Annotated in this window: 18 protein-coding genes; 12 read left to right on the forward strand and 6 right to left on the reverse strand. The window is 68.1% G+C overall.

Translation table 11 applies throughout. The features are described from left to right. Nucleotides 1–125: 125 nt before the first annotated feature. The 3 genes from hutH to GXK59_RS15965 all read right to left on the reverse strand — a co-directional run bounded on the left by hutH (nt 126) and on the right by GXK59_RS15965 (nt 4,630). On the reverse strand, nt 126–1,772 hold the full coding sequence (hutH, locus tag GXK59_RS15955) for a histidine ammonia-lyase (RefSeq protein ID WP_443094293.1): 1,647 nt from the start codon (nt 1,770–1,772) through the stop codon (nt 126–128). A gap of 94 nt (nt 1,773–1,866) precedes the next feature. Further along, nucleotides 1,867–3,564, reverse strand: a complete 1,698-nt coding sequence (locus GXK59_RS15960; protein ID WP_160668265.1) for a urocanate hydratase — start codon at nt 3,562–3,564, stop codon at nt 1,867–1,869. Nucleotides 3,565–3,790: 226 nt separating this feature from the next. After that, nucleotides 3,791–4,630, reverse strand: coding sequence for an IclR family transcriptional regulator (locus GXK59_RS15965; protein ID WP_160668266.1), 840 nt, complete (start codon nt 4,628–4,630; stop codon nt 3,791–3,793). A gap of 235 nt (nt 4,631–4,865) precedes the next feature. Between GXK59_RS15965 and GXK59_RS15970 the strand changes: the two genes are divergently transcribed. Beyond that, nucleotides 4,866–5,204 (forward strand): hypothetical protein, encoded by a 339-nt coding sequence (locus GXK59_RS15970; RefSeq protein WP_160668267.1) that lies wholly within the window; start codon nt 4,866–4,868, stop codon nt 5,202–5,204. A gap of 43 nt (nt 5,205–5,247) precedes the next feature. Here GXK59_RS15970 and GXK59_RS15975 read toward each other — a convergent pair whose 3' ends face one another. Beyond that, complete coding sequence (locus GXK59_RS15975; protein ID WP_160668268.1) at nt 5,248–6,216, reverse strand: NAD(P)-dependent alcohol dehydrogenase; 969 nt, start codon at nt 6,214–6,216, stop codon at nt 5,248–5,250. A 208-nt stretch (nt 6,217–6,424) separates the two neighbouring features. Here GXK59_RS15975 and GXK59_RS15980 point away from each other — a divergent pair, with 208 nt between their 5' ends. The 4 genes from GXK59_RS15980 (at nt 6,425) to GXK59_RS15995 (ending at nt 9,356) form a co-directional block, all read left to right on the forward strand. Beyond that, nucleotides 6,425–7,942: an amino acid permease gene (locus GXK59_RS15980; RefSeq protein ID WP_237393923.1), complete on the forward strand. Its 1,518-nt coding sequence runs from the start codon at nt 6,425–6,427 to the stop codon at nt 7,940–7,942. A 70-nt stretch (nt 7,943–8,012) separates the two neighbouring features. Then, nucleotides 8,013–8,666, forward strand: a complete 654-nt coding sequence (locus tag GXK59_RS15985; RefSeq protein ID WP_160668269.1) for a LysE family translocator — start codon at nt 8,013–8,015, stop codon at nt 8,664–8,666. Between the two features lie 295 nt (nt 8,667–8,961). After that, nucleotides 8,962–9,114: a hypothetical protein gene (locus tag GXK59_RS15990; RefSeq protein WP_160668270.1), complete on the forward strand. Its 153-nt coding sequence runs from the start codon at nt 8,962–8,964 to the stop codon at nt 9,112–9,114. 17 nt (nt 9,115–9,131) lie between these two features. Then, nucleotides 9,132–9,356, forward strand: a complete 225-nt coding sequence (locus GXK59_RS15995; RefSeq protein WP_160668271.1) for a helix-turn-helix domain-containing protein — start codon at nt 9,132–9,134, stop codon at nt 9,354–9,356. Between the two features lie 24 nt (nt 9,357–9,380). On the opposite strand, the gene GXK59_RS16000 is transcribed toward GXK59_RS15995, so the two are convergent. After that, a complete protein-coding gene (locus GXK59_RS16000) occupies nt 9,381–10,133 on the reverse strand; it encodes a 3-hydroxybutyrate dehydrogenase (RefSeq protein ID WP_160668272.1) in 753 nt (250 codons plus the stop codon). A gap of 140 nt (nt 10,134–10,273) precedes the next feature. Here GXK59_RS16000 and GXK59_RS16005 point away from each other — a divergent pair, with 140 nt between their 5' ends. Beyond that, nucleotides 10,274–11,191, forward strand: coding sequence for a LysR family transcriptional regulator (locus tag GXK59_RS16005; RefSeq protein WP_160668273.1), 918 nt, complete (start codon nt 10,274–10,276; stop codon nt 11,189–11,191). 28 nt (nt 11,192–11,219) lie between these two features. Here GXK59_RS16005 and GXK59_RS16010 read toward each other — a convergent pair whose 3' ends face one another. Beyond that, nucleotides 11,220–12,137: a spermidine synthase gene (locus tag GXK59_RS16010; protein WP_160668274.1), complete on the reverse strand. Its 918-nt coding sequence runs from the start codon at nt 12,135–12,137 to the stop codon at nt 11,220–11,222. 210 nt (nt 12,138–12,347) lie between these two features. Between GXK59_RS16010 and GXK59_RS16015 the strand changes: the two genes are divergently transcribed. The 6 genes from GXK59_RS16015 (at nt 12,348) to GXK59_RS16040 (ending at nt 17,575) form a co-directional block, all read left to right on the forward strand. Beyond that, complete coding sequence (locus GXK59_RS16015; RefSeq protein ID WP_160668275.1) at nt 12,348–13,214, forward strand: hypothetical protein; 867 nt, start codon at nt 12,348–12,350, stop codon at nt 13,212–13,214. Continuing rightward, nucleotides 13,211–13,624, forward strand: coding sequence for a phage holin family protein (locus tag GXK59_RS16020; protein WP_202129146.1), 414 nt, complete (start codon nt 13,211–13,213; stop codon nt 13,622–13,624). The genes GXK59_RS16015 and GXK59_RS16020 overlap by 4 nt, the downstream gene beginning before the upstream one ends. An 18-nt stretch (nt 13,625–13,642) precedes the next feature. Beyond that, entirely contained in the window at nt 13,643–14,263 is a 621-nt protein-coding gene (locus GXK59_RS16025; protein WP_160668276.1) for a DUF3618 domain-containing protein, read from the forward strand. Between the two features lie 84 nt (nt 14,264–14,347). After that, entirely contained in the window at nt 14,348–15,511 is a 1,164-nt protein-coding gene (locus GXK59_RS16030) for a YihY/virulence factor BrkB family protein (protein ID WP_237393924.1), read from the forward strand. 72 nt (nt 15,512–15,583) lie between these two features. Beyond that, the gene (locus GXK59_RS16035; RefSeq protein WP_160668277.1) at nt 15,584–16,504 is read left to right on the forward strand and encodes a universal stress protein; all 921 of its coding nucleotides are present in this window, start codon (nt 15,584–15,586) and stop codon (nt 16,502–16,504) included. A 63-nt stretch (nt 16,505–16,567) separates the two neighbouring features. After that, a complete protein-coding gene (locus GXK59_RS16040; RefSeq protein ID WP_160668278.1) occupies nt 16,568–17,575 on the forward strand; it encodes a zinc-dependent alcohol dehydrogenase family protein in 1,008 nt (335 codons plus the stop codon). Nucleotide 17,576: the final 1 nt, after the last annotated feature.

Below are 17,576 nucleotides of genomic sequence, written 5' to 3' on the forward strand. Positions count from 1 at the left end.
TCTTTGTCACAACTTCATTGGTGTGACTTTCCCTTTGTACTACAGTTTCCGGCCCCCCGCGGCCGTAATGCCGACTATTTCGGGGGGACCGGAAATTGTTCACCCAAACTGCATTTTGTTTTCCTTTAGGCAAGATTTCCGACGGCCGATTCGGCAGCCGCCCGCACCTTGCCCGAGGCAACCAGAAGGTCCGCCGCCTCCAGTTCCGGCGAAAGGAACCTGTCCGTGCCCGGACCGTCGACGACGTCCCGCAGGGCGGCGATCACGGCGGCCCCTGCCGGGCCCGGGGTCAGTTCGCCGCCGGAGAGCTGGGTACGGATGTCCAGGGCCCGCGCCGACGTCACCAGCTCGATCGCCAGGACACGGCGCAGGTTCTCCACCGAGCGGCGCAGCTTGCGGGCTGCATGCCAGCCCATCGAGACATGGTCCTCCTGCATCGCGGAGCTCGGGATCGAGTCCACCGACGCCGGGACGGCCAGCCGCTTGTTGTCCGAGACGAGCCCGGCCTGGGTGTACTGGGCGATCATGAGCCCGGAGTCGACGCCCGGGTCGGCGGCCAGGAACGCCGGCAGCCCGTGCGAGCGGGCCGGATCCAGCATCCGGTCGGTCCGGCGCTCGGCGATGGAGCTCAGGTCCGCGACGGCGATGGCCAGGAAGTCCAGCACGTAGGCCACCGGGGCGCCGTGGAAGTTGCCGTTGGAGCTGACGCGGCCGTCGGGCAGGACCACCGGGTTGTCGATCGCGGCGGCGAGTTCGCGGGAGGCGACCATGGCGGCGTGGTCCACGGTGTCGCGGACGGCGCCGGCCACCTGGGGTGCGCAGCGCAGCGAGTAGGCGTCCTGGACTTTGGTGTCGTTGATCCGGTGCGAGGCCACAATCGGCGAGTCCGACAGGACCCGCAGCATGTTGTCCGCGGAGGCGGCCTGGCCCGGGTGCGGCCGGAGCGCAGCGTGCAGCTCCGGCAGGAACACCTGGTCCGTGCCAAGCAACGCCTCGACGCTGAGCGCGGCGGTGATGTCCGCCGTCGTGAGCAGCTGGCGGATATCCGCGATGGCCATCAGCAGCATGCCCAGCATGCCTTCGGTGCCGTTGACGAGCGCCAGGCCTTCCTTCTCGGCCAGCGTGACCGGTTCGATGCCGTGCGCGGCGAGGAGCTCCGCGACCGGGCGGGCGCCCTTGGTGCCGTACAGCGTGCCGTCCGGGCCGGCAGCTTCGCCCTCGCCCATCAGGACCAGGGCGCAGTGGGACAGCGGCGCGAGGTCGCCCGAGCAGCCGAGCGAGCCGAATTCACGGACCACCGGGGTGATACCGGCGTTCAGGACGTCCACCATGGTCTGCAGCACCACGGGGCGGACACCGGTCCGGCCGGAGGCGAGGGTCTTGGCGCGAAGGAACATGATGCCGCGGACCACCTCGCGTTCCACGGCCGGGCCCATGCCGGCGGCGTGGCTGCGGATCAGCGACTTCTGCAACTGGGTGCGCAGTTCGTTGGGGATGTGCCGGTTGGCCAGGGCCCCGAACCCGGTGGAGATGCCGTACGCCGGGGTTTCGCTGTGCGCGAGGTTGTCGATGTGGGCGCGGACTTGGGCGACGGCGTCGAGGGCGTCCTGGGAGATGGTCACCCGGGCATCGTGCCGGGCGACGGCGACGACGTCCTCGGGGGTGACCCCGCTGGAGCCGAGGATGACGGTGAGCGGTGAGTGGGTTGGGGCCACGCGGACAGGGTTCCCTGGCCGAGCTTGCGAGGTTGGGGAGTTCGTGGGGAGAGTCATGATTCCTACTTTGTGGGGATCGATTGCTCCGCAGGTGCCCTTTTGGGGGCTCAAAACGGCAGTTACGGAGCAGTCGATGTGGGGTCGGGAGCGGTTAGCGGGTTTCTGACATCGGGATGCGGACGCCGCGTTCCTTGGCGACCTCGACGGCGCGGTCGTAGCCGGCGTCGGCGTGGCGGATGACGCCCATGCCGGGGTCGTTGGTGAGCAGGCGTTCGAGCTTCTGCGCGGCGAGGTCGGTGCCGTCGGCGACCGAAACCTGGCCGGCGTGGATGGAGCGGCCGATGCCGACGCCGCCCCCGTGGTGGATGGAGACCCAGGTGGCGCCGGAGGCGGTGTTGAGCAGGGCGTTGAGCAGCGGCCAGTCGGCAATGGCGTCGGAGCCGTCGGCCATAGCCTCGGTCTCGCGGTACGGGGAGGCGACGGAGCCGGAATCGAGGTGGTCGCGGCCGATCACGATGGGGGCCTTGACCTTGCCCTCCTTGACGAGCTGGTTGAACAGCAGCCCGGCCTTGGCCCGCTCGCCGTAGCCGAGCCAGCAGATCCGGGCCGGGAGGCCTTCGAACTCCACGCGTTCCTGTGCTGCGTCGATCCAGCGGTGCAGGTGCTTGTTCTCCGGGAAGAGCTCCTTGATTGCCGCATCCGTGACCGCGATGTCCTCCGGGTCGCCGGAGAGCGCCACCCAGCGGAACGGGCCGAGGCCCTCGCAGAACAGCGGCCGGATGTAAGCCGGGACGAAGCCGGGGAACTCGAAAGCCCGGTTGTAGCCGCCCTTGCGGGCCTCGTCGCGGATGGAGTTGCCGTAGTCGAACACCTCGGCGCCGGCGTCCTGGAACTCGACCATGGCCTGGACGTGCTTGGCCATGGAGGCCTGGGCCTTTTTGGTGAAGCCTTCGGGATCGGCGACGGCCTCGCGGTGCCATTCCCCGACCGTGATGCCCTCGGGGAGGTAGCTCAGCGGATCATGGGCGGAGGTCTGGTCCGTGACGATGTCCACGGTGAGCTCGCCGGCGTTGTGGCGGCGCAGGATCTCCGGGAAGACAGTGGCGGCGTTGCCGACGTAGCCGACGGACCAGCCGCGGCGCTCTTCCTTGGCCTTGAGCACCTTGGCGATGGCGGCGTCGAGGTCGGTTTCCACCTCGTCGAGGTAGCGCTTTCCGGCCCGGCGGCGCAGGTGGCTTTCGTCGACGTCGACAATCAGGCAGGCGCCGTCGTTCAGGGTGACGGCGAGCGGCTGGGCGCCGCCCATGCCGCCGCAGCCGCCTGTGAGGGTCAGGGTGCCGGCGAGCGTGCCGTTCTCGTCCCCGGTGAGCTTGCGGGCGATTGCCGCGAAGGTTTCGAAGGTGCCCTGCAGGATGCCCTGGGTGCCGATGTAGATCCAGGACCCGGCGGTCATCTGGCCGTACATCATCAGGCCCTCGGCCTCGAGCCGGCGGAATTCGGGCCAGTTGGCCCAGTCGCCGACGAGGTTGGAGTTGGCCAGGAGCACGCGCGGTGCCCATTCGTTGGTGCGGAAGACGCCGACCGGCTTGCCGGACTGGACCAGCAGGGTCTCGTCCTTTTCCATGGTTTCCAGGGTGCGGGTGATCGCGTCGAACGCGGCCCAGGACCGGACGGCGCGGCCGGTGCCGCCGTAGACCACGAGGTCGTCCGGGCGTTCGGCGACCTCGGGGTCGAGGTTGTTCATGAGCATGCGCAGCGGGGCTTCCGTCTGCCAGCTCTTGGCGGTGAGCTCGGTGCCGCGGGCTGCTTTGACCGGGCGGGCACCGGTGGTGAAATCGGCGGGTGCCATGGGGGCTCCTTCGTTTCTTGGTGGTTCGTGGAATGAGGTCCTGTATCAACTAAAGCCTGTCCCCCGCCGCGGAAACAGAGGGTTCGCAGGGGTGCTGTCCGGTATTCCAGACGATCCATCCCTCCCAACTGACTCGCAGCAGGGGCCGTTTTGGGCGCTCAAAACGGCCCCTGCTGCTAGTCAGTTGGGAACGGTTACTCAGGCCGGGAGGGGGTCTCCGTCGGGGTCAGGCGGAGGGGCGGCCGTGGATCCGGATGGAGAGATCGTCGGCGACCTTCTGCACGCGTGCGGCCAGGGCGGGCCATTGATCGGGCGGCAGTTTGTCCTCGAGGAACGTCACGGCGACGGCGGCGGTCGGCCAGCCCACGTGGTCCGTGACGGCGGCGGCGATCGACCCGAAGCCTGGTGTGACCTCCCCGTGTTCGGTGGCGTAGCCGCGCTGACGGACCTGGTCCAGATGCGAGGACAGCGCCGAGTACTTCATGATGGGCGATTCAGTCTCGTGCCGGGCGCTGAAGGCAGCCGCGTTGGGGTACAGCGCACGGACCTGCGACTTGGGCAGCGCCGCGAGGATCGCGCGCCCGCTCGCGGTGAGGTGGCTCGGCAGCCGCACCCCGACGTCGGTCACCAGCGACGGACGGTTCTTCGCCCGCTCCTCGACAATGTAGAGCACGTCGCGGCCGTGCAGCACGGCGAGGTGGGCGCTTTCGCCGATAACGTCCACCAGCGAGGCAAGCAGCGGCCGGCCCAGGCGCGAGAGCGGCTCCTGGCGGGAATACGCCGAACTGAGTTCGAAGGCGCTGATCCCCAGACCGTAGCGCTGCTCCTCATGCAGATGCAGGACAAAGCCGTTGGCCTCCATCACGCCAAGCAGGTGGTAGACGCTGGAGCGCGGCAGCCCCAGCGCCGTGGCAATGTTCGACGCCGCCACCGGCCCCCGCTTGGAGGCGAGCAGTTTGAGGATGCGCAGGGTGTTTTCCGCGGCCGGAACCTTGGAGGCGGCCTTCGCCGGGGTTGCTTTGGGCGCCCCCTCGGCGGCACTCGGGGTGATGGTGGTGGCTGGCATGGATCCTCTTCAAATAGCACGGTGTCCGGTATCCCGTACTTAAGCATGCGCCCCGACCGGGGTCCGGGACAGTCCGGCCCCGTTCGTCGTGTCTGGAATACCGGACACTTGCGCCGTCGCCCCGACGCCCCGGACAAACCGGAAGGTGCCGGGCGGCCGGGACTTCCGCCCCTTGCCGCCCCGCGGCCGCGGTGCTTCGATGGACGCGTCGGCTGGGATGCAAGGAAGGGCCGCCATGCGCTGGATTGCGGGGTTGTTCGTGATTGCGCACGGCCTGGTTCACTTGGCCATCTGGCTGCCAAAGCCGGACGAGAAGGCACCGTTCGACGTCGGACACTCGCCGTTTGCGGGCAACGTCCGCCGGCTGGCTTCGGGACTGGCCATTGCGGCCGCGGTGATCCTGGCGCTCGGCGGGCTTGGCCTGATCGGGGACGCGTCCTGGTGGATTCCGGTCACGGTCACGGGCGCCGCGGTTTCTGCCGCGCTGCTGATTCTGACCTTCAACCGCTGGTGGCTGATTGGCCTCGGGATCAACGCCGCGATCATTGTGCTCGCGCTGCAGCAGGCCGGCTGAGCGCTGGGCTTCCGGCCGGGCCTTCCGTGCCCACGGCCACAGCTCAGACGGTGACAACCACCTTGCCGCGGGCGTGGCCGTCGTGCATGTAGCGGATGGCCGCCGGGGTGTCAGCCAGCGGATAGCTTTTGTCGATGACGGGCGTGACGGAGCCGGCGTCGATGAGCTGGGCGAGGAAGCGAAGGTCCTCCTGGCGCTCCGTTGCCATCAGGCCCTTGAGCGCCTGGCCGACAAAGGGGGAAAGCATCGAAGCCCGGAGGGAGCGTTCAAATCCGCCGGTCCACCGCCCGCCGCCTTCGCCTCCGACAATCACGAGGGTTCCCTTGGGTTTAAGTGCCCGGCGCAGGACTGACAGCGGACGGTTGCCGGCAGTGTCGAGAATGACGTCGAACTGCCGCGCGCCGTCCGCGAAGTCGTCGTGCTTGTAGTCAATGACATGATCGGCGCCGATCGACCGGACCAGGTCCAGCTTTTCGGTGCTGCAGACACCAGTGACCTGTGCTCCGAGCACCTTGGCGAGCTGAACGGCAAAGGAACCCACACCGCCGCCGGCGCCGATGATCAGGACATCCTGCCCGGGCTGGAGCCGGCCGCTGTCGCGGAGGCCCTGCAGCGCCGTGGTGCCGGAGATGGGCACGACTGCTGCCTGCTCGAAACTGGCGTTGACCGGTTTCAGGGCGATCCGGCCCTCCTTGGCACAGACGAATTCGGCGAAGGTACCCTCTGCGGTCCCGAATACCTCATCCCCCGGACGGAACCCGACGACATTCTTCCCCACCGCCTCCACCCGGCCGGCGAGTTCCCTCCCGCGGATCGGGTTTTTGGGGGCCCTGAACCCAAAGAAGGCCCGGGTCAGAAACGGCAGTCCGGTCATGAGGTGCCAGACCCCCTGCTCGACGCCGGCGGCGCGGACCCGGATCAGCACGTCTCCGTCGCCCGCTACCGGCGGGTCGACGTCGCGCAGTTCCAATACATCTGCCGGGCCGTACACGTCCTGGATGATGGCTTTCATGGTGCATCTCCTTCACTGTCCGATGGAGCTCCTGGCCTGGGTCGGTTCTACCACGGCCGGACCCCCATCCGTTAGGACATGACCGCCCTCCCGCCCTGCGCCGTTGTCTGAAATCGAAGACACCAGCTGCCCGTGAGGCTCATCACAGCTCCGCGCAACATGGTCTGCTGGATAGCGATCCCCCTCCCAATGACGAGAAGGTATTCGCATGCAACAAGCCACCACCGACACCAAGCCAACGCCCGCCGCAGGACCCGGCGGTACCTCCGGCAGCCGCGGCAGCTCCGCCAGCGCCGCCGTCGGAACCGTCCTGAACCGCGGGCTCAACATCCGCCATATCCGCTTCATGGCGCTCGGCTCGGCGATCGGGACCGGGCTGTTCTACGGTTCCGCCTCGGCCATCCAGAAGGCCGGTCCCGCCGTGCTGTTGGCCTACATGATCGGAGGCGCCGCAGTATTCATGGTGATGCGCGCGCTGGGTGAGATGGCCGTGCGGCACCCGGTATCGGGTTCCTTCGGCCAGTACGCCAGCCGCTACCTCGGCCCGCTGGCTGGCTTCGTGACCGGCTGGACCTACGTGTTTGAGATGGCGATCGTGGCCATCGCGGACGTCACCGCTTTCAGCATCTATATGGGCTTCTGGTTCCCCGAGGTCGAACGCTGGATCTGGGTCCTGGCGATCATCTTCTTCCTGGCGGCGCTGAACCTGCTCAGCGTCAAGGTCTTCGGCGAGCTCGAGTTCTGGTTCTCGCTCATCAAGGTGGTGGCGATCATCGCCATGATCGTGGGCGGCGCCGCCATCATCGCTTTCGGATTCCAGGCCGGGGGTGCCACCGTGGCGCCTGGCCTCGGCAACCTCGTCGAACACGGCGGCCTGTTCCCCAACGGTTTCGAAGGGCTCCTGGCCTCGTTCGCCGTCGTAATGTTCGCCTTTGGCGGCATTGAAACCCTGGGCATCACCGCCGGCGAGGCCGCGGACCCGAAGACGGTGATTCCGAAAGCCGTCAACACGGTCCCGGTGCGCGTGCTGCTGTTCTACGTGCTGACCCTGGGTGTCCTGATGAGCCTGTTCCCGTGGAACGAGATCGGCACCAACGGCAGCCCGTTCGTGCAGATCTTCAGCGGACTGGGCATACCGGCAGCACCCCACATCCTCAACGCCGTGGTCATCACCGCCGCGCTGTCCGCGATCAACAGCGACATCTTCGGCGCCGGCCGGATCCTCTTCGGCCTGTCCCGGCAGGGGCATGCCCCCGCGAGCTTCGGCAAAGTATCACGCCATGGCGTGCCGTGGATGACCGTGGTGATGATGACGGGCATCCTGCTGGTGGGCGTGGTCCTGAACGCCGTCATCCCGGAGGACGTCTTCCTCCTGATCGCCTCAATCGCGACCTTCGCCACCGTCTGGGTCTGGGTGATGATCCTGGCCTCCCATGTGGCGATGAAGCGCGAGATCGCGCGCAAGCCACTGCCGGCGTCGGAATTCCCGTCACCGTGGTGGCCGGCGGCATCGGTGGCGACGATCGTGTTCATGGCACTCGTCATCGTGATCCTGGGGGCGTTCGAGGACACGCGCGTGGCACTCTATGTGGGCGCCGTGTGGCTCGGGCTGCTGGTGGTCGGGTACCGGCTGTGGGTCCGCGGCCACGGCCTGGTCCGGGCCGAGCTCGCCGACGAAACCGCGTCGCTCCCCCGGATTCCGGCGGGGACGCCGGCGGCACGGTAGGGACGCCGGCGGCACGGTAGGGACGCCGGCGGCACCTGCGCCCGGCTCCATGGCGGGGCTAAAATCAGTTATGGTCCCTGCCCCGAACCTGCTGGCGTTTGCCCTCGCGGCCCTCCTCCTGATTGCCGTGCCGGGTCCCAGCGTGCTGTTCGTCATCGGTCGGACGCTGGCGCTGGGCCGCAGGGGCGGGCTCCTGAGCGTGCTGGGCAACGCCGCCGGGGAACTGCTGCAGATCGCCGCGGTCGCCCTGGGGGTGGGCGTGGTGCTGGCCCAGTCCGTGCTGCTCTTCAGCGTGGTCAAGTTCGCGGGCGCGGCCTATTTGGTTTACCTGGGGGTCCAGGCCATCCGGCACCGCGGTGGCGGCACGACGGCGGCCGGTCCCTCGGTTCCGACGTCGACGTTCCGGATCCTCCGGGAGGGATTCATCGTGGGCGCCACCAACCCCAAGTCGATTGTCTTCTTCGTCGCCGTGCTCCCGCAGTTTGTGGACTACCCGGCCGGGGCCATCCCGTGGCAGCTGGCAACGCTGGGGGCTCTTTTCCTCGCGATCGCACTGGTCTCGGACAGCGGTTGGGCGCTCATCGCGGGCAAGGCCCGCCGCTGGTTTGCCAGCTCGCCCCGGCGGATCGCCGCCCTGGGCAGCACCGGCGGGGTGATGATGATCGGCCTGGGCGGAACCCTTGCCCTGGCCGGAAACGCGATGGAGTTCCAGGCCGGCAAGTAGTCGGCGCTGCGGCCCAAGTGGTGCCCGGTCCGGCAGGGGTAGAAGTTACTCGTGTGACGAAAGGGGCTGACGGATACAGTTGCTTCACGGCGGTACCGGACCGGCCGGAACGCTGGCTGGGGAGCCCTCCCGTAACTGGCCCGGACTTGCCGAAAATCCGAGTGGCACGCCTTATGAAGGAGTGGTTCCGATGGAGTTCCCAGCATCTCCACAGGCACAACGCGAACGAAGCCGCGTGGCCAGTTTCCTGTCGGGAACGGTTGGCCGCGCAAGAACACCGCGGATTCCGTTCCGGGTGGGACAGGTACTGATTGGCGATGATCCGTTCAACGGCCGGCACCTGGGCACGGCCGTGATCGAGGCCCCCTATGTAGGGCTCCGGATGGCCGGCAGCCCGGCGGGCGACGTCATCTTCTACGACTACCGGCAACTCCGGTACCCCGACTAGTGGACGGGCCAGAAGAAATGAGCTCAGCGAATGTCTCCTCGCACTTCCTGACCATCGCGGAAGTCGCTGCGGCCATGCGGGTATCCAAGATGACCGTCTACCGGCTGGTGAAGTCGCATGCCATCGCGGCCGTGCGGGTGGGCCGATCGTTCCGTGTTCCCGAGGATGCCGTCAACGATTACATCCGCCGATCCACCGAACCGGCCACCCCGGATCAGGGAAACGACAAGACAGCCGACTGAGCGGGCTCACTGGCGGCCGGCTGGCTACCTGGCGGACCAGCCGCCGTCCATTGTGTAGCTTGCGCCGGTGACCATGCCGGCGTCGTCGGAGGCCAGCCAGGCCACGAGCGAGGCCACCTCGTCCGGCTCGACAAGGCGCTTGACCGCGGCCTCGGTCAGCATGATCTTGGCGAGGACCTCGGACTCCGGAATCCCGTGCACCTTGGCCTGGTCCGCGATCTGGGACTCGACGAGCGGCGTCCGGACGTAGCCCGGGTTGATGCAGTTTGACGTGACACCGTGCGCGCCGCCTTCCAGCGCCGTGACCTTGCTCAGGCCCTCAAGGCCGTGCTTGGCCGACACGTAGGCGCTTTTGAACGGCGAGGCGCGGAGCCCGTGCACTGAGGACAGGTTGATGATCCGGCCGAAGTTGTTGGCGTACATGTGCGGCAGCGCGGCGCGGATGAGCAGGAACGGCGCTTCCAGCATCAGGGTGATGATGCGGCGGAAATCCGCGGGGTCGAAGTCCTCGATCGGGCTGATCCGCTGGATGCCGGCGTTGTTGACGAGGATGTCGCAGTCCAGGCTCACGGTCTCGAGAGCCTCGACGTCGAGCAGGTTCACCGCCCAGGAGGTGCCGCCGACCTCGTCCGCGAGGGCTGCGGCCGCGGCCTCGTCCACATCCGCGATCACCACCTTGGCACCCCGTGCCGCGAGGGCGCGGACACTGGCAGCGCCGATTCCGCCGGCACCGCCGGTCACCAGGGCCTTGCGCCCGTTCAAGCTGCTGCTCTCCATGTCTGCACTCCTCAGTTCGCGGTCTTCCACAGCCCAGAGGAGGTGCGATGCACGGCACTGAGCAGCTTTACTGAGTATTGCCGCACAAAGTGTGCGATTCAATGGTCAAACAAGCACGCCTTATGTGCAGAATTGCAGATATGAACGCGAACCCTGATGACCTGCTCGTGCTCCTGGCAGTTTCCCGCTCCGCGAAGTTCACGACGGCGGCGCAGGCCCTGGGGCTGAACCACACCACGGTGTCGCGCCGGATTGCGGCGCTGGAGAAGGCGCTGGGCGGCCGGGTGCTCTCGCGCGCCTCGGGCGGCTGGGAGCTGACGGAACTGGGCGCGGAAGCTGTGCAGGTGGCTGAGCGGGTGGAGGCTGCGATCCGGACCCTCGAACAGCCCGGCCGTGTACCGGACCCGATCACCGGCGTCGTCCGGATGACCGCGACGGACGGCTTCAGCGCCTACATCGCGGCCCCCGCCGTGGCGAGGCTCCGCCGGGACCATCCGGGCCTCAGCGTGGAGATCATCACCGTGACCCGGCGGGCGCTCCAGCAGCGGTCCGGGCTGGACATCGAAGTGGTGGTGGGCGAACCGCAGGTGCATCGGGCCGCGGCGGCCCGGCTCGGCGAGTACATGCTCGGTATGTACGCCTCCCGCGGCTACCTCGCCGAGTACGGCACCCCGACGACGATCGAGGAGCTGACGACGCATTCGCTCGTGTACTTCGTGGATTCCATGCTTCAGGTGGACGATCTGGATGCCCCGCGCCGCTTTGTGCCGACCATGCGCGACGGCCTGAGCTCCACCAACGTCTTCGTCCATGTGGAGGCGACCCGCGCCGGTGCCGGGATCGGGTTCCTGCCGTGTTTCGCGGCGGACCTGCATCCGGACCTCGTCCGGCTGCTGCCGGAGGATTTCGCCGAACTCCTGCCGTACTGGATGGTGCTGCGGCCGGACTCCATGCGCCGGCCCGCCGTCGCTGCGGTGGTGCAGGCGCTGCGCGAACAGACGAAGGCGCACCGCGAGGCGCTCATGGGGCGGGGCGGACCTGCATCGACTGCTCCGTAAGTGCCGTTTTGGGGCCGCTAAAGGGCCGTTACGGAGCAGTCGACGGCGGATCGACGGCTTCCGGGTCGTGGCGGACCGGCGCGCCGGCGGCAAAGGCCCGGACCTTGGCGTCGTTCCAGATGTGTGCCGGCACCGCGCCGCCCAGCAGCCGCCGTGCCAGTCCGGGGTCGTTGTCGAACGGGACGTCGCTGCCGGCCATGATCATGTTCCCGTAGCGCCTGCCCTTGAGCATGGCAGGGTCGGCGATGATCACGGTGTGCTTGAAGGTGTCCGCAATGGTCGCGGCGTCCTCGCGGGCATTCCTGAGGTCCGGGGCGTCGCCGGAGTTCACCACGTAAATCCCGCCGGGGGCCAGGACGCGCTGGGCGTGCTCGTTGAACTCGCGTGTGGTGAGCGGACGCGGCGTCAGCGAGCCGGCAAAAACATCGCGGATGACCAGGTCCCGGGTCTGCGGCGTCAGGCTTTCGGTGACTTCGCGGGCCTCCCCGACGCGCAGGCGCATCAGTGGCGCCTTGGGCAGGTCGAACCAGCCACGGACGTATTCGGCCAGCTTGCCGTCGAGTTCCACCACCACCTGGCGGGCGTCCGGGTAGGCGGCGTGGAAGTAGCGCGCCAGTGAGCATGCCCCGCCGCCCAGGTGCAGGGCGCGCAGCTTCGGCCGGGACTCCCGCGGCCAGCGCGATTCCACCAGGGCCGCGATCCACCGCATGTACTCGAAATCGAGGAACAACGGATCCGCCAGGTCGATGTGCGAACTCATCACGCCATTGATCCGCAGCAGCCAGCCATTGGAGTTGTCCTGGTCGGCGATCAGCTCGCAGTCACCGGTGTCGATGTAATAGACACCCTCCAGCGGCCCCTCGGGGCGGCTGCCCTTCGGCAGCTCCACGACTCCCGCCGTCTTTTCGGTGTTGCTCCGGCCGGCAGCCCTGCCCCGCTTCGCCATCAGCCACCCACCGTTTTGCTCATGTTTCAAGCCTAGTTCACCGGCCGGCACGGGCTTCACCGCGGATGGGCCGGGGATGGGTGGGCCGGCGCGCTGCCCGCCGAAAAATAAAACAAAGGGTACTTACTATATTTAGTAATCTTGCTTACTATTAAGCCTCCAGTTATTGCTGGTTCGTGATCAGCAGCCGATCTTGAAAAGAGAGCGAAGATGACAGAGAACCAATGGCCCCAGGACGGTAGCTACCGCACCCCTACCGCCACCCAGCAGCCTCCCCTCCGGCCGGAAACCACTTTCCCGCCGGCGGCAAGCGGCACGACGTCGTCGACCGTCACCCCCGGCGACGGCGGAGCGTCAAAGACCGATGCTGCCAAGGGCGAGGCAGCCGATGTGAAGCGCCAGGCCGCGGATTCAGCCCAGACCGTGGCTGAGACGGCTAAGACAGAAGCCGCCAACGTCGCGGCCGAAGTGAAGACGAACGCCCGGGACCTCGTGAACCAGGCTAAGTCGGACCTGACGGACCAGGCCGGCACGCAGCAGCAGAAGGTCGCCGAAGGCCTGCGCTCCATCTCCACCGAGTTGCACACCATGGCCGCCGCCTCCGATCAGCCCGGGGTCGCCACCGACCTCGTGCGCCAGGCTGCCGAGCGGTCGTCCGCCGTCGCCGGATGGCTCGATGGCCGCGATCCGGGTTCCCTGCTGACCGAGGTGAAGACCTTTGCCCGCCAGCGTCCGGGCACCTTCCTTCTCCTCGCAGCCGGAGCCGGCGTGCTGGCAGGCCGGCTGAGCCGCAGCCTCAGCGCCGGGGCACCGGAGCCGGCTGCCACCGCCGCTGCCTCAACGCCGGGCACGAGGGTCGCTGACACCGGCATGGCCGTTCCGCCGCCGCCCGTGCAGATGCCGGCGCCGGAAACCACGACGGCGGGCTTCGCGGACACCTACCCGCCCAATCCCCTCGGGACTGATCCGCTGGGTGACGGCAACCGCCAGGACCCCTGGGCCTCCGAGCCGGTCATGACTGACCCGCTCCGGCAGGATCCGCTCCGCGATGATCCCTTTGACGGTGGCCGTCGATGACCAGCGAAATGCCCCAGACCGCCGCGCACGCCAAGGCTGAAACGTCGTCCCTGGGCGAGCTCCTGGGCGAGGTAACGCGGGACATGTCCACCCTGATGCGGCAGGAAGTCGAGCTGGCCAAGGTCGAACTGAAGCAGTCCGCGACCCGCGCAGGCAAGGGCAGCGGAATGCTGGCCGGGGCCGGCGTCGCCGGCCACTTCGTCCTGCTGTTCCTGTCCCTGGCGCTCTGGTGGGCGCTCGGAAACGTCATGGGCCTGGGCTGGTCCGGCATCGTCGTCGCCATCATCTGGGGAATCGTCGCCGCCATCCTGGCAGCCAAGGGCCGCAAGGAACTGAACGCGATCAGGGGCCTGCCCCAGACCGCCGCGACGCTGCAGGAAATCCCGCCCACGCTCAAACCCACCACCTAGATCCAGCGAGGAAACACGATGAGCGAAAACCCGGATGTCATCCGAGCAGATATTGAAGCAACCCGCGCGCGGCTGGGCACCAACGTCGACGCCGTAGCGGACAAGGTCACCCCGTCGCACGTCGTCCAGCGGCAGGCTGACAAAGTCAAAGAAACAGTCAAAGAAAACGTCAAAGACGCCGTTTTTGGAGTGAAGGAGAAAGTCATGGGAACTGCCGACCACGCCGCCGGCAATGTTCACTCCGCCGCCGGCACGGCTGGGGCGCACTTCAGCGACGCCGGGGCAGCCATCGGCGACGCCCCCACGCAGGTCAAGACGAAGACCCGGGGCAACCCCCTGGCGGCCGGTCTGATTGCCTTCGGGGCTGGCCTGTTGGTTTCCTCCCTGATCCCGGCGAGCCAGAAGGAACGCGAAACCGCGGATGCGCTGAAGACCGCGGCCGAACCGCTCACCTCGGAGCTCACCGAGGCCGCCAAGCACGTGGCCGAGGGTCTCAAGGAGCCCGCCCAGGCCGCGATGGAAAACGTCAAGGCCACTGCCACGGACGCCACCGAGCACATCAAGGCCGAGGGCCAGGGCGCAGTGTCGGATGTCAAGGACCGGACCGTCGAGGCCAGGGACAACGTCCAGCAGGCCTGACCCCGTTCGAAACCGGCCGGCCGTCCGGCGCCCACGCGCCGGACGGCCGGCTGACGCACTTAGAACCCCCAAAGGAAGATTCCCATGGCCAAGACCCCCGCCACGGCAGATACCGCGGCCGACGCCGAAACCCGGGAGAGCAGCACCGCCAAGGCCCGCACGGCGCCCGCTCCGGACGACTCGCGCAAACCGGACAGCCCCACCGATGTCACCAGGCCTTCGTGGAAGTACATAGCGAAGAAGACGCTGCGGGAATTCACCAAGGACCAGTGCCCCGACCTCGCCGCGGCCCTGACCTACTACTCGGTTCTCTCCATCTTCCCGGCGCTGCTGGCCCTCGTGTCCCTTCTGGGGATCTTCGGGCAGCCCGGCAAGACCACGTCGGCGCTCCTGGACATCGTCCAGGGTTTCGCACCCGCCGAAACCGTGGAAGCCATCCGCCAGCCGGTCGAGCAGCTCAGCAACTCCAGCACTGCCGGATTTACCCTGGTGCTGGGCATCCTCACCGCGCTCTGGTCCGCCTCCGGCTATGTGGGGGCGTTCGGTCGGGCCATGAACCGGATTTACGAAATCGACGAAGGCCGTCCGTTCATCAAGCTTCGGGGCACCATGCTCGGCGTCACCATCGCCACCGTGCTGATCGTGGTGCTGCTGGCTGCCATGCTGGTCCTGAGCGGCCCGGTGGCGGAGTCCGTCGGGAACGCGATTGGCTTGGGCGGGGCCTTCCTCGCCGTCTGGAACATTGCCAAGTGGCCCGTCATCCTGCTGCTCGTGGTTCTTGCGATCGCCATCCTTTACTACGCCACTCCCAATGTGAAACAGCCCAAGTTCCGCTGGATGAGCCTGGGGTCGCTCATTGCCCTGGTGGTCTTCCTGCTGGCCTCCCTTGCCTTTGGGTTCTACGTCGCCAACTTCAGCAGTTACAACGAGACTTATGGCGCGATCGGAGGCGTCATCATTTCGCTGCTCTGGCTCTGGATCCTCAACATGTCGCTGCTGTTCGGGGCCGAATTCGACGCCGAGACCGAACGCGGCCGCCAGCTCCAGGCCGGCATCGAAGCCGAGGAAACCATCCAGCTGCCGCCCAGGGATACCAAGCAGAGCGACAAGCTGCAGGCACGGGAAGAGGAAGACATCAAGCGCGGCCGCGAGCTGCGGGAACAGCACAGCGTGCCGGACGCAGAGGCCGCCCCGGAGTACAGGGCGGGCGCAGCGGATCAGCAGAACCCGCGGGACCAAAGCCCCTAGCCCTTCTCCGCCCGTTGAGTTCTACTGGGCAAAGTACCGCCCGGAGGCGGACTCGGCTGACCGGGAGGACGCATGACAGCACCCGCCGCAGGACACGTACGCACCACCGTGGCGGTGGGCTACGACGGGTCCGAGGCAGCGCAGGAGGCCGTCCGGTGGGCCGCGGAGTACGCGGCCGCCGGACACTACCGGCTCCGCGTGGTCCACGCGTGGGTGTGGCCCATGTTCACCAAGAAGCTCGGGCCGGTCAAGGGCGTTGAGGGCAGCGGCCTGCGGCACTCCGCCGAGGCCATCCTTGCGGAGGGCGTCGACCTCGCCCGTACTGCCCTCGCCGCCGCCGGAACCCCCGCCGCCGAACTTGCCGAACCCGCGCCGGCACCCGGTCCCGGTCCCGGTCCCGCCGTCGAGGGTGTTATGGAAACAGGGCTCCCGGCCGCGGTGCTGCGCGATGCGGCCCGTGATGCGCGCCTCCTCGTGGTCAGCAGCCGGGGAATCGGCGGCGTGCTGGGGCAGCTTGCCGGATCGGTCTGCCTCGACCTGGCCGGCTCCTCCCCCTGCCCCTTGATGGTGGTCCGCCAGCTGCGCAGCCCGGGCCAGGCCGCGGCGCCAGTGGTGGTCGGCGTCGACGGGACGTCCCGGAGCTCCGCGGCGCTGGCCGGCGCCGCACGGCTGGCGGCCGTGCTTGGCACAAACCTGCAGATTGTCCACATCGACCAGACCCGCGGCGGGACCCGGGAAGGGCACGGCCGGCACGGCCCGCTGCACGGCCAGGAACTGCTGGACCATGCCCTGGCGGAGGCCCGGACCCTTGCCCCGGATCTGTCAGTCTCCGGCGTCCTGCGGGAAGGCCACTCGGCGTCCAAGGAACTGCTGGCGGCCGCCGCCGATGCCGAGGTACTGGTGATTGGAACCCACAACCGCGAGGGCGGCCCAGGCAACACCGTCACGGCCGTCCTGAACAAAGCGCGCTGCAATGTCCTGATTACGCGCTGACCCCGCTCCACCGGACCACCGCCTTCAGAGGGGAGCTGGAGGTTCTAGCAGAGGAGGACGCCCGTGCGAGCCTGGCGGGTAGGACAGCCCGGGCCGATGAGAAGCGGCCCCCTGGTGGCGGACGAGTGCCCCGATCCCCGGCCGGGCCCGGGGGAGGTGCTGTTGCGGGTCCGCGTGTGCGGAGTCTGCCGCACGGACCTGCATCTGGCCGAGGGTGACCTTGCCCCGCGGCGCCCCGGTGTAATCCCGGGCCACGAGGTCGTCGGCGAAGTCATCACGTGCGGGGACCGCGCCACGCGGTTCTCCCCGGGCGACCGGGTCGGCGTCGCCTGGCTCGGGCGGACCTGCGGCTCCTGCCGCTTCTGCCTGCGTGGCGACGAGAACCTCTGTCTCTCCCCCGTATTCACCGGCTGGGACCGCGACGGCGGCTACGCCGAACTCATCACGGTGGCCGAAAACTTCGCCTACCGGCTCCCGTCGGGCTTCTCGGACGAGGAGGCGGCACCCCTGCTGTGCGCGGGGATCATCGGTTACCGGGCGCTCTGCCGTGCCGACCTGCCCATCGGCGGGCGGCTGGGAATCTACGGCTTCGGCGGCTCCGCGCATCTGGCGGCGCAGATTGCCCTCTTCCAGGGTGCACGCGTGTATGTGATGACACGGTCCGAGGAAGCCCGCGCCCTCGCCCTTGAGCTGGGGGCGACCTTTGCCGGCGGCGCCGAAGATCAGCCGCCGGATCCGCTGGATTCGGCCATCCTCTTCGCTCCGGCCGGCAGCCTGGTCCCAGTGGCCCTGCGTGCCCTGGACCGCGGCGGCACCCTTGCCGTCGCGGGCATCCATCTGAGTGACATTCCGCCGCTGCACTACGCGACGGAGCTGTTCCAGGAACGCCAGCTGCGCAGTGTCACCGCCAATACCCGGGCCGACGGCGAGGAGTTCTTCCGCATCGCCGCGGAAATCCCGCTGCGCCCCACCACGGTGTCCTATCCCTTCTCGGCCGCGGACCAGGCTTTGCTGGACCTGTCGGAGGACCGGGTTACGGGCGCGGCCGTGCTGCGGTTGGACTCCCCGTAGC

The sequence above is a fragment of the Pseudarthrobacter sp. ATCC 49987 genome (assembly GCF_009928425.1).
In the GTDB taxonomy this organism is placed as follows: Bacteria; Actinomycetota; Actinomycetes; order Actinomycetales; family Micrococcaceae; genus Arthrobacter.

What these genes read in the sequence shown, in the direction of transcription:
- GXK59_RS15980 (WP_237393923.1), top strand. Translation starts at nt 6,425, where the DNA reads ATGCAACAAGCCACCACCGACACCAAGCCAACGCCCGCCGCAGGACCC.
- GXK59_RS16015 (WP_160668275.1), top strand. Translation starts at nt 12,348, where the DNA reads ATGACAGAGAACCAATGGCCCCAGGACGGTAGCTACCGCACCCCTACC.
- GXK59_RS16020 (WP_202129146.1), top strand. Translation starts at nt 13,211, where the DNA reads ATGACCAGCGAAATGCCCCAGACCGCCGCGCACGCCAAGGCTGAAACG.
- GXK59_RS15975 (WP_160668268.1), bottom strand. Translation starts at nt 6,216, where the DNA reads ATGAAAGCCATCATCCAGGACGTGTACGGCCCGGCAGATGTATTGGAA.
- GXK59_RS15985 (WP_160668269.1), top strand. Translation starts at nt 8,013, where the DNA reads ATGGTCCCTGCCCCGAACCTGCTGGCGTTTGCCCTCGCGGCCCTCCTC.
- GXK59_RS16000 (WP_160668272.1), bottom strand. Translation starts at nt 10,133, where the DNA reads ATGGAGAGCAGCAGCTTGAACGGGCGCAAGGCCCTGGTGACCGGCGGT.
- GXK59_RS16030 (WP_237393924.1), top strand. Translation starts at nt 14,348, where the DNA reads ATGGCCAAGACCCCCGCCACGGCAGATACCGCGGCCGACGCCGAAACC.
- GXK59_RS15995 (WP_160668271.1), top strand. Translation starts at nt 9,132, where the DNA reads ATGAGCTCAGCGAATGTCTCCTCGCACTTCCTGACCATCGCGGAAGTC.
- GXK59_RS16025 (WP_160668276.1), top strand. Translation starts at nt 13,643, where the DNA reads ATGAGCGAAAACCCGGATGTCATCCGAGCAGATATTGAAGCAACCCGC.
- GXK59_RS15970 (WP_160668267.1), top strand. Translation starts at nt 4,866, where the DNA reads ATGCGCTGGATTGCGGGGTTGTTCGTGATTGCGCACGGCCTGGTTCAC.
- GXK59_RS16010 (WP_160668274.1), bottom strand. Translation starts at nt 12,137, where the DNA reads ATGGCGAAGCGGGGCAGGGCTGCCGGCCGGAGCAACACCGAAAAGACG.
- GXK59_RS16005 (WP_160668273.1), top strand. Translation starts at nt 10,274, where the DNA reads ATGAACGCGAACCCTGATGACCTGCTCGTGCTCCTGGCAGTTTCCCGC.
- GXK59_RS15965 (WP_160668266.1), bottom strand. Translation starts at nt 4,630, where the DNA reads ATGCCAGCCACCACCATCACCCCGAGTGCCGCCGAGGGGGCGCCCAAA.
- GXK59_RS15960 (WP_160668265.1), bottom strand. Translation starts at nt 3,564, where the DNA reads ATGGCACCCGCCGATTTCACCACCGGTGCCCGCCCGGTCAAAGCAGCC.
- hutH (WP_443094293.1), bottom strand. Translation starts at nt 1,772, where the DNA reads ATGACTCTCCCCACGAACTCCCCAACCTCGCAAGCTCGGCCAGGGAAC.
- GXK59_RS16035 (WP_160668277.1), top strand. Translation starts at nt 15,584, where the DNA reads ATGACAGCACCCGCCGCAGGACACGTACGCACCACCGTGGCGGTGGGC.